Here is a 10,692-nt window from a genome sequence, read left to right on the forward strand (position 1 = left end):
TGCCTCCTCTCAGGTTGGGTTCGGAGTCGGCAGCGGGACGTCCAGGCGGATCTCCGTGCCCCGTTCGTGGGCGCCCCGTCCGATACGGATGCGGGCGCCCGCCTGCGCGGCCCGTTCGACCATGCCGAGCAGACCGAAGTGGCCGGAGTCGCGGAGCCTTTCGAGGGTGGTGCCGGGCGGGAGGCCGGTGCCGTCGTCGTGGATGGTGAGGCACAGCAGGTGTCCGTCGACCGCCGCCCGTACGTCCACGTGGGTCGCGGACGCGTGGCGGTGGGCGTTCTCCAGCGCCTCCGTGGTGATGGAGAGGACGTGGCGGGAGAGGGGGGCCGGCAGGGGCGGGAGAGCGGCGGGCGGACAGTGGCAGGTCACCGGCAGGCCCGTGCGTCGGGTGAAGTCCGCCGTCCGGTGGGCCAGCTCCTGCCAGAACGGGGTCTGCTCCGTCTCCTCCGTCTGGTCCCGTCGTAGGTCCGTCAGCAGTTCCCGGGACTCCGCCGCCGCCCTGCGCGCCGAGCGGGACACCAGTTCCGCCTGTTCCCTGATGCGGGCCGGGTCGGGAGTCGCGGTCGAGGCCGTGGTGGCCAGACCGTCGGCCGCCAGGGCGACGCCGTACAGGGTCTTCGCCACGGAGTCGTGCATCTCACGGGCCAGCCGGGCGCGTTCCGCGCTCACCGCCTCCGCCGCCGCGAGCCGGGCCTGCACCGTCGTCAGGGCCTGGGTCGCGGCGCCGAAGCGGAGCATCAGGTTGCGCAGGGTCGAGCCCATGGCACCGGCGATGACGCACAGGCCGGGGAGGAGAAGAGCCTCGGCCATCGGTGCGTGGCGGTCGGCCTTCAGGGTGGCGTGGACCAGGAGCAGGATCAGGGACTGGAGGGAAGCGAAGCAGGCCGCGCCGCGCCAGCTGTAGACCAGGCCGGCCAGCAGCGGGGTGCAGACGCTGACGTAGGCGAGGGTGGTGTCCGGGCCCGCCGAGACGAGGAGGAAGGAACCGAAGACGGTGTCCGCGGCCAGGAGGCTGGGGTGGCGGAGGAGGAGCGGGCCGAAGCGTTCCCAGTCGCGGAAGAGGACGTAGGACACCATGAAGGTGACGACCACGGCCGCGCCGACCAGGCGGGCGCCCAGGCCGGGAGCGGCGTTGAGGAGGGCCGCCGGGGCCGACACCACGATCATCGCCAGACGGAAGCCGAAGACCTGGCGGCACATCGCCTGCAGGGCGCGGATCTGGAGCTTCTCGGAGGGCTCGGAGGGCAGTACCGACTGGTCCGGCCGGGCCGACCCTTCCGACCGGTCCGACTCCGCGGGCTTCCTTCCCCGAACCGCTCCCGGACGCCGTACGAGCCGACGCCACGCTCCTCGCCACGCCCCTCGCCATGCCCCGAGACCCACTCCCCCCTCCCCCGGTCCGCGCCCCGTCAGCCCCGTCACCGTCACGGCCGTCCTCACTTCCCCGTGAGCGAGCCGAAGTCGACGCCGGAGCCGAGCAGCAGGCCCGCGCCGAGCAGGAGCATCGTCGCCGGGACCATGAACGTGGTGATCATCAGCGTGGCCTTGGGCACCGCGCGGGCGGCCTTGCGGCGGGCGTTCTGGGCGTCGGTGCGGCGCATGTCCTTGGCCAGGGAGACCAGCGTGTCGACGATGGGCGCGCCCAGTTCCTCGCCCTGCTGCAGTGCCGTCACGAACATCGCCACCTGCTCGGAGTCGTTCCTGCGGCGCAGCTCCGCGAAGGCCTGGCGGCGGCTCATGCCGAGGTCCATCTGGCGCAGCGTGATGCGGAGTTCGTCGGCCCACGGGCCCTCGTAGCGGGAGGCCACGCGGTCCAGGGCCTGGCGGAAGCCGAGCCCGGCGCTGACCACCACGGCCAGGACGTCCAGGAAGTCGGGCAGGGTGCGTTCGATGACGTCCTTGCGGACCCGGATCGCCGACCAGAGGCCGACCTCCGTCCAGAACGCGCCGAAGAGCAGCAGGAGTACGGCCACGAACCACTGGCCGCGCAAGAGGAACACCAGGAAGCCGACGCCGCCCAGTGCGCCGTAGACCGCGCGGCGGGCGGCGTAGCGGTCGATGGTCAGGCCGCCGGGGTTGCCCGCGAGGTCGATCTTCCTGCGGTACTTGGCGACCAGGCGCGGGCCCATCAGGCGCAGCACGGCCGGGGCGTAGCGCATGCCCAGGCGGTCGATGACCGAGCCGACCGCGCCGGTGCGGGTGGCGCCGACCTCCAGGGCGACGGCGAGGTCGCCGGGGAGTCTGGCGTCCGCGCGGTACATGCGGATGCCGGCGAAGACGCCCCAGACGCCGAGGCCCATCAGCAGGGCGAGCAGGTATGTCATCGGGTCACCTCCCTCACACGTCGATCCGGCTCATCCGGCGGATGAGGACGAAGCCGACGGCGTACATGGCGAACGCGATGATCACGCACGCCTGGCCGGCCGGCGAGCCGGTCATGCGGTCCAGCGCGCCGTCCTTGACGCCGTTCATCAGGAACAACGCGCCGACACCGAGGACGGGTACGGCGTACGACGTCATGGTCACCTGGGAGAGCTGGGTGCGGATCTCACGCCGGGTCTCCTTGCGTTCCTCCAGGGTCTCGGTGAGGTTCCGCAGCGCCGAGACGACCTGGCCGCCCGCACGGTTGGAGAGGACCAGGGTGGTGACGAGGACGACCAGTTCGCGGGAGGGCAGGCGGTCGGCCAGCTCGCCGAGCGCGTCCTCCAGGGAGTGCCCGATGGCCAGCTGGTCGGCCACCTTGGCCAGTTCCTCGCCGGCCGGGGCCTCCAGCTCCTCCGCCGCCATGCCGATCGCGGTGCGCAGGGCGAGGCCGGCCTGGGTGGCGTTGGCCAGGATGCGGGCCAGTTCGGGGAGCTGGTTGATGAAGCGTTCGATGCGCTTCTGCCGCTGCCAGTTGAGGAACTGGACCGCCGCCCAGACGCCGAGGAGCCCGGCGAGCGGACCGAAGAAGGGGGCCAGGGTGGCCTGGCCGATCAGCCAGAGCGCGGCGACGGTGGTGAGCATGCAGGCGAAGAACTCCCCCGGCGTGACGTCCAGGCCGGTCGCCGCCAGGCGCAGTTCCAGCCAGCGGCCGAGGCGGGTGCGGCGCAGCCGCCGGTCCAGGTTGCGGAAGCGGCGTCTGCGGCCGGTCGCCGGCGGCGGGCCGGTGTGCGCGAGGCGGTCCACCAGGGCGGCGCGCTGGGCCCGGCCGGAGGCGTAGGCGTGTACGCCGGCCACGGCCAGGACGCAGGTCAGCAGCGCCACGCCGGTGGTGAGCTGGACGAGGGTGTGGAGTTCCATGGTCCGGGGTCCTACCTGGCTTCTCGGGTGGCTAGCTGGTCGGCGGAGCGGGCCACTCCGAAGGCCTGCGGGAGGGGCTGGCTCGCCATGTAGAGGCGGTCGGCGGTGCGGCGGGGCAGCGGGAAGTACCGGAAGGCGCCGTGGACGCGGCCGTCGGGGGTCATGGGCCGGGCCTCGAAGCGGGCGACGGTCGCCAGCCGGTACGGCTCCCCGCCATGGCTGTCGAGCAGCGCGATCTCGGTGATCCGGCGGGCGCCGTCGGCGAACCGGGTGAGCTGGACGAGGACGTCGACCGCGCTGTTGATCTGGTCGTGCAGGGCGATGAAGGGCACCTCGACGTCGGACATGGAGGCGAGGGTCTGGAGGCGGGTCAGGGCGTCCTCGGCGCTGTTGGCGTGCACGGTGGCCAGGGAGCCGTCGTGGCCCGTGGACATCGCCTGGAGCATGTCGAGGGACTCGCCGCCGCGGACCTCACCGACCACGATCCGGTCGGGGCGCATGCGCAGGGAGTTGCGGACCAGGTCGCGGATGGTGACCTGGCCCTTGCCCTCCACGTTCGGCGGGCGCGACTCCAGGCGGACCACATGGGTCTGCTGGAGCTGGAGTTCGGCGGAGTCCTCGATGGTGATGATGCGCTCGTGCGCCGGGATCAGCCCGGACAGTGCGTTCAGCAGGGTCGTCTTCCCCGTGCCCGTCGCGCCCGAGACGATGATGTTGAACTTGGCCTGCACCAGGCCCGCCAGCAGGTACACCATGTGCTCGTCGAGCGAGCCGAAGCCGATCAGCTCCTGGAGGGTGAAGGAGCGCGGGAAGCGGCGGATGGTGAGGATCGGGCCGGTCAGGGACAGCGGCGGGATGATCACGTTGACCCGCTCGCCGGAGGGGAGGCGGGCGTCCACCATCGGGTTCGACTCGTCCACGCGGCGGTTGACCGTCGACACGATCCGTTCGATGGTCTGCATCAGCTGGTCGGCGGAGGCGAACCGCAGCGGCAGCTGCTCGACGCGTCCGCCGCGCTCCACGAAGATCGCGTCGGGGCCGTTCACCATGATCTCGGTGATCGACGCGTCCTCCAGGAGGGGTTCCAGGATGCCGAGGCCGAGCGCCTCGTCCACGACCCGGCGGATCAGCTGGGACCGCTCGACGGTCGACAGCACCGGCCCCTCGCGGCTGATGATGTGCCCGAGGACGCGCTCCAGACGCGCCCGGCGTTCGGCCGCCGCGAGCGAACTCATCTCCGCGAGGTCGATCTCCTCCAGCAGTTTGGCCCGGTAGGAGGCGACCAGATGTCCGTCCTCGCCCCGGCTGCCGTGCTCCTCCGGAGTACTGATGCGTGCCCGCAGGCTCATGGGTCTGCAACTCCTCCGTCAGTGGTCGAGCGGCATGGTGGCGGACTTGGTGGCGCTGCCGAGGTCCCAGACGACGGTGGGGATGTGGACGGTCGCGGTGACGGTGACGGAGTCGCCTCCCTCGGCGGCCGAGCAGGCCACCTTCATCCCGCCGCTCACCGCCTCCGCGCACGCCTGGTCGTAGGGCTGGTGCAGGGAGGCCGCCCGGGCCCCCGCCCGGGCCGCCGTGCCGGCCTGCTCGGCGGCGTAGGCGACGGCTCCGATCTGGAACCCGGCCAGCCCGACGATCAGCAGCACGGGGATGAACCCCAGGTACTCGACGGCCACTTGGCCCCGGTCGTGTCCTCGGCGGTACGGCATCTCAGTGCTTCACCTCCTCGACGGCTCCGGCGTGGCCGTGCACGGTGACGGGGAAGGAGACCAGGCCCGGGAAGAGGACCGGGACCTTGAGCGAGACGTCGGCCGTGACATAGCCGGACGGGCTGCAGTCCACCGACGCTCCCCCCTTCCACGCTGCCGACAGGTGCTTCAGCCCCGCCTCCGCGCACGCGGCCTGACGCGCACCGCCCGGCGGCGCCGCCGTTCCCGCCCGCACCGCCTCGTCGGCAGCATTCCCGGCGAGCGTGAAGGTGTACCCCACCAGCACGGCCTGCCACATCAGCACCAGCGTCAGGACGATCAGCGGTGTCATCCCGAGGAACTCGATGCTCACTTGCCCGCGGTCCCCATCCGGCCGTTTCATGGAGCGCTCACTCCTTCCGCCGCCGGAAGCCCACCGCTCCCCGGCCGCCCCGGTGGGAGCCCGCCTCGTCCGACGCCCGCACCAGGCCCAGTTCTCCCGCGAGCCCCCACAGCGCCTGCTTCACCGTGCTCCTGGCGTCGAGTTCGTGGATCCGGCCCGCGTCCACGACCGCCTGGAGCTCCTTGAAGTTGGCGGGTACGGCCGTACGCGCCAGCGCCGTCCCCGTGATGCGCTGCACGAGCGCGGGCTGGATCTCCGTGGTGCGTGTGTGCCGGTTGACGACCGCTGTCGTCTCCTCGGCCTTGCGGATCTGCAGCCGGTCCCACATCCGTACGGTCCGTTTGGCGGCGCGTACGGCGATGACGTCCGGGGTGGTGACCAGCAGCGCGGTGTCGGCCATCTCGACGGCCGCCGCGCCGGCCCCGCTGAGCTGGGCGCCGCAGTCGATGACGACGACCTCGTAGCGCGAGCGCAGGGCGCTGACCAGCTGGCGGGCGGCGCGGTCGGTGACCTCCTCGCCGCGTTCGCCGTCGCCGGGGGCGAGCAGCAGGGCGAGGCCGGTGTCGTGGCGGAAGACGGCGTCGGCGAGGACGCGGGGCGAGATGTCGGTGATGGCGGCCAGGTCGGCCACCGACCGGCGGAACTGGATGTCCAGGTAGGAGGCGATGTCGCCGGCCTGGAGGTCGAGGTCGACCAGGGCGGTGGGGCGGCCGGAGGCCTGGGCGGCGAGGGCCAGCTGGATGGCGGTCAGGGTCGCGCCGACGCCGCCCTTGGCGCCGCTGACCGTGACGACCGTACCGCCGGCCCCGGCGAACACCTCGGCCCCGTGCCCGAGGTGCCGTCGTACCCCCGTGGACCACTGGGCGACGGCCTGGACGCGGCTGGCGAGTTCCTCGTACGACAGCGGGAGCGGGACCAGGCCGCGGGCGCCGGAGTCCATGGCGGCGGCGAACAGGCCGGGGCTCGCGTCGGTGGTGACGAGGATGACGCCGACGGCCGGGAAGCGCAGGGCGACCTCGCGGATCAGCTCCAGGGCCGGGACGGGGCCGATGCGTTCATGGACGACGACCACTTCCGGGAGTTCGTCGACCGACTCGGCGGCGAGCCGGGCGAGGGTGTCGACCAGTTGGGTGGAGTCGGTCACCGGGGGCTGTGGCTCGGCGTCGGGGAGCTGGCTGAGCAGGGTGGTGAGGGAGCGGACGGCGTCCGGGTCCGCGCCGGCCGGGAGGATCCTGGTGGGCATGGCCGCCTCTCACTTGTCCGTCGCGAGTTCGTAGGTGCGGTCCTTGTCGGGGACGCTGGTCTCGCTGCCGGGGGCCACGAGCGCGAGCCGGACGCGCTGGGCGAAGGACTCGGCGTAGGTGATGCGCTGGGCGTCGATGGTGGACAGCGCGAAGGTGATGGGGACGGCTTCGCCGGCCTGCTGGTTCTTGTCGCGGTCGGGGTCGAGGGCGGTGATCTGGCCGACGTCGAGGACCCGGGCGTTGGTGACGATGATCTTCGACTGGTCGGGGTCGCCCTCCTTCTTCCCCTCGAAGGTGGCGTAGACGTTGACCCGCGACCCCGGGGTGATCTTCCCTGCCACGCCGGTCGCCGCGTCGATCATGATGGCGACCTCCTGCTGGCCGGGCTGGAGGGCGGGCTGGTTCACGATCATGTCGGTCTGGAGCAGGGAGCCCGCGCGCAGGGTGGTCACGGCGATCTTGCCGCGGATCTGCCGGAGGTCGGTGACGGCGTTGTCGGACAGCCACCGCTCGGGCATCTCGACCTTCTCGAACTGGCCCGTGTCCAGCGCGGTGTACGGCTTCACCTCGGACTTGACCCGGTAGGCGGTGACCTCGGGCCCGACCTTGGAATTCACGTCGTGGATGACGGAGAGCACGCCGGCGAACGCGCCCAGGGCGCACAGGACCGACAGGATCAGGAGTATCACGCCGCGGCGCTGACGGGAGTTCATGAACCGTGCAACCTCATCGGGGGGATCGGTCGAGGGGGGTGTGGGTGCGTGCGGGTCAGGCGGGCGTGCGCGCTTCCAGGGCGCGGGGGGCGGTGGGCTCGTGCGGGGGCGGGCCGGCGGAGCAGAAGACGCAGCGGTCGCCGATGACGTCGATGCCGCACCAGTGACAGCTGGTCTGCCGTACGGAGGTGACCAGTTGGTAGAGGACCGACAGGTCGGCGAGGTAGCTGCAGAACTCGACCAGGCGGCCGGTCCCCCACCACAGCGGGGACTCGGCGGGCAGCGGGGTCTCGCGCAGCCCGTGCACGCCCCACCGGGTGCCGAGCCCGGCGACCCAGTCACCGGTCAACTGCCCCTTGGCGACCAGCAGCCAGGTGCTGAACTCGGGCCCCTTGAGGGTGACGTCGGGAGCGACCTTGACGAGCTGGGGCTCGGGATGGGCGAGCACGGCGAACTGACTGCCGGGCATCCAGGACCGGGCGTGCGCCTTCAGCCCGACCGGCACCCGGTCCAGCTTGGCGACCGACCCGAGGACGGCGCCGGCGTGGATGTAGTGGGTGAGCAGCCGTCCGGCGGAGGCGAGTACACCCGGGCTCAGGTCGCAGGAGGCGAGCTGGCGCAGTTGCCGGGCCAGGACGGCGATGCCGAGCGGCGGAAGCTCCGGCCGGAACAGGGCCACACGGTCGCTCTCCAGCAGCGAGCGCAGGGTGTACAGCCGCCGCACGACGGGCTCCGGGGTGGCCTGGGAGCAGACGACGACCACGTACCCGTACTGCTCGACCAGGGCGTGGAGTTCGGTGAGCGCCTGGTCCAGCGGCCTGCGGTCGATCTCGGCGAGCACGACGGCGGGCATGGTCCGTTCGTCCTGCGCCGGCAGCGCCATGTCGGCACTGGTCACGGCAATGGCAGTTGGCACGCGCAGCTCCCCGCTCTTCACACCCGCCGGCCCATCGGTGTAACTCCCATGCGCCAGGACGACTTCATTGCGTGACTACCTGAGCACTGTATCCACGGCCGTATGACCGGAGAACAGCGTTTGTGAAGCCGGTGTGGAACTCTCCCGGATCAAGTCCCGCCAAACCTGGACAGGTTGAGCCGGAGACCGGGGACGATTTTGGTCTGGACCTCTTGACACTCCCGATTGGTCTGGACCAACTTGTTAGGCGAGCGCCCCCCAACTCCCCTCTCTCTCCCTCCTGGAGGCCCCAGTGGTCCGCGCACCAGGCACACCCCGACCACACCGCAGACGGCGGCTCGCCACGTGGTCCGCCGCCACCGCCCTGGCCCTCTCGGTCGCGGGCCTCGCCGCCTCCCCGGCGTCCGCGGCGGACGTCAACAACGTCAAGAACGCGGGCTTCGAGTCCGGCCTGACCGACTGGACCTGTTCGGCCGGCAGCGGCACGACGGTCTCCTCCCCGGTGCACGGCGGCGCCACCGCCCTGAAGGCGACCCCGGCCGGCCAGGACAACGCCAAGTGCACCCAGACGGTGGCGGTCAGGCCCAACTCGACGTACACGCTGAGCGCGTGGGTGCAGGGCGGCTACTCGTACCTGGGCGTGACGGGCACCGGCACCACCGACGTCTCCACCTGGACCCCCGACACGACATCCTGGAAGCAGCTCTCGACGACCTTCACCACAGGCGCGTCGACGTCCTCGGTCACCGTCTACACCCACGGCTGGTACGGCCAGGCGGCCTACTACGCCGACGACGTCTCGGTCTACGGCCCCGACGGCGGCGGAGGCACCGACCCGGCCCCGACGATCCCGGCGGCCCCGACCGGCCTCTCGGTCACCGGTACGACCTCTTCCTCGGTCTCCCTGTCCTGGTCGGCGGTGTCGGGCGCGACGGGCTACAACGTCTACCGGGACGGCACGAAGGTGACGGCGGTGACGGGCACGTCGGCGACGATCACCGGCCTCTCGGCGTCGACGTCGTACTCGTTCCAGGTCACGGCGACCAACGCGGCGGGCGAGTCGGCGAAGTCGACGGCGGTGACGGGCACGACGTCCGCCGGCTCGGGCGGCGGCGGGGGCGGCGCACTCCCCAAGCACGCGGTGACCGGCTACTGGCAGAACTTCAACAACGGCGCGACGGTCCAGAAGCTGTCCGACGTCCCCTCCGCCTACGACATCATCGCGGTCGCCTTCGCGGACGCGACGTCGACGCCGGGAGCGGTGTCCTTCACCCTCGACTCGTCCGGCCTCGGCGGCTACACGGTCGACCAGTTCAAGGCGGACATCAAGGCCAAGCAGGCGGCCGGCAAGAAGGTCATCATCTCGATCGGCGGCGAGAAGGGCACGATCTCGGTCAACGACGCGGCCTCGGCGACGAACTTCGCGAACTCCGTCTACGCGCTGATGCAGACGTACGGCTTCGACGGCGTGGACATCGACCTGGAGAACGGCCTCAACGCCACGTACATGACGCAGGCCCTGCGCGCCCTCTCCTCGAAGGCGGGCTCGTCCCTGATCATCACCATGGCCCCCCAGACGATCGACATGCAGTCGACGTCGAACGCCTACTTCCAGACCGCCCTGAACGTGAAGGACATCCTCACGGTCGTCAACATGCAGTACTACAACAGCGGTTCCATGCTGGGCTGCGACGGCAAGGTCTACAGCCAGGGCACGGTCGACTTCCTGACGGCCCTCGCCTGCATCCAGCTGGAGGGCGGCCTCTCCCCGTCCCAGGTGGGCCTCGGCCTCCCGGCCTCCACGAGCGCGGCGGGCAGCGGCTACGTGTCGCCGTCCGTGGTCAACAACGCCCTGGACTGCCTCACCAAGGGCACCGGCTGCGGCACCTTCAAGCCGTCCAAGACCTACCCCGCCCTGCGCGGCGCGATGACCTGGTCCACGAACTGGGACGCGAAGTCGGGCAACGCGTGGTCGAACACGGTGGGCGCACACGTACACGCACTCCCGTGACCTGACCTGTACGGCACCACCGGCGCCCGGGCCTCCTTCGGCCTGGGCGCTGTCGCGTGTTGGCCGATGAGAGGATCCGTGATGGCATCACCCGTCATGGGGCGTGCCCCTGGCTCAACATTCCCTTCCGTTAACCAGTGAGCAATTGGTAGATCTGGGCCACCCAGCGAGGCCCCGCCTTTGTGTTCGCCCGCGCCCCTTGGCCCATCTCCGCCAATCACCACCCGCCACCACACCTCCCCCACCCACCGGCCGGCGAGCCGCCAAGCCCACCCGGCGTGCGGGCGAGGCGCGACCGCGCCCCCTCGGCCGACGCCCCCCACTCAGCCCACCCAGGGGCCCGGTGCCGGGCTGGGCCACTGCTCTTGCGGGCCGCTCGCTCGCTTCTTGCCCGTGCTGGAGCGGGCCGGGTCAAGGGTGGCCCGCAGGGCCATC

At 71.5% G+C, this 10,692-nt stretch carries 10 protein-coding genes; 1 reads left to right on the forward strand and 9 read right to left on the reverse strand.

The window, feature by feature from the left end; genetic code table 11:
- Positions 1–9 precede the first annotated feature (9 nt).
- From ABZ937_RS39530 to ABZ937_RS39570, 9 genes are all read right to left on the reverse strand, one after another.
- Positions 10–1,200, reverse strand: coding sequence for a histidine kinase (locus ABZ937_RS39530; protein ID WP_361699643.1), 1,191 nt, complete (start codon positions 1,198–1,200; stop codon positions 10–12).
- A gap of 236 nt (positions 1,201–1,436) precedes the next feature.
- Entirely contained in the window at positions 1,437–2,324 is an 888-nt protein-coding gene (locus ABZ937_RS39535) for a DUF5936 domain-containing protein (RefSeq protein ID WP_361699645.1), read from the reverse strand.
- A 13-nt stretch (positions 2,325–2,337) separates the two neighbouring features.
- Positions 2,338–3,282 carry a type II secretion system F family protein gene (locus ABZ937_RS39540; protein WP_361699647.1) on the reverse strand — a complete coding sequence of 315 codons (945 nt, stop codon included), beginning with the start codon at positions 3,280–3,282 and terminating at the stop codon, positions 2,338–2,340.
- Between the two features lie 11 nt (positions 3,283–3,293).
- Complete coding sequence (locus ABZ937_RS39545; protein WP_361699649.1) at positions 3,294–4,631, reverse strand: CpaF family protein; 1,338 nt, start codon at positions 4,629–4,631, stop codon at positions 3,294–3,296.
- An 18-nt stretch (positions 4,632–4,649) separates the two neighbouring features.
- Positions 4,650–4,991, reverse strand: coding sequence for a TadE/TadG family type IV pilus assembly protein (locus tag ABZ937_RS39550; RefSeq protein WP_361699651.1), 342 nt, complete (start codon positions 4,989–4,991; stop codon positions 4,650–4,652).
- Between the two features lies 1 nt (position 4,992).
- Positions 4,993–5,373: a TadE family protein gene (locus tag ABZ937_RS39555; RefSeq protein ID WP_361699653.1), complete on the reverse strand. Its 381-nt coding sequence runs from the start codon at positions 5,371–5,373 to the stop codon at positions 4,993–4,995.
- A gap of 7 nt (positions 5,374–5,380) precedes the next feature.
- Positions 5,381–6,616 carry an AAA family ATPase gene (locus tag ABZ937_RS39560; RefSeq protein WP_361699655.1) on the reverse strand — a complete coding sequence of 412 codons (1,236 nt, stop codon included), beginning with the start codon at positions 6,614–6,616 and terminating at the stop codon, positions 5,381–5,383.
- A gap of 9 nt (positions 6,617–6,625) precedes the next feature.
- Positions 6,626–7,330 (reverse strand): Flp pilus assembly protein CpaB, encoded by a 705-nt coding sequence (gene cpaB / locus ABZ937_RS39565; protein WP_361699657.1) that lies wholly within the window; start codon positions 7,328–7,330, stop codon positions 6,626–6,628.
- A gap of 55 nt (positions 7,331–7,385) precedes the next feature.
- Entirely contained in the window at positions 7,386–8,213 is an 828-nt protein-coding gene (locus tag ABZ937_RS39570) for a hypothetical protein (protein ID WP_361699669.1), read from the reverse strand.
- Positions 8,214–8,538: 325 nt separating this feature from the next.
- On the opposite strand from ABZ937_RS39570, the gene ABZ937_RS39575 reads away from it, so the two are divergent.
- Entirely contained in the window at positions 8,539–10,257 is a 1,719-nt protein-coding gene (locus tag ABZ937_RS39575; protein WP_361699659.1) for a glycoside hydrolase family 18 protein, read from the forward strand.
- Positions 10,258–10,692 lie beyond the last annotated feature (435 nt).

Origin of the sequence: Streptomyces sp. NPDC046727, assembly GCF_040645635.1 — a bacterium.
Lineage (GTDB): Bacteria > Actinomycetota > Actinomycetes > Streptomycetales > Streptomycetaceae > Streptomyces.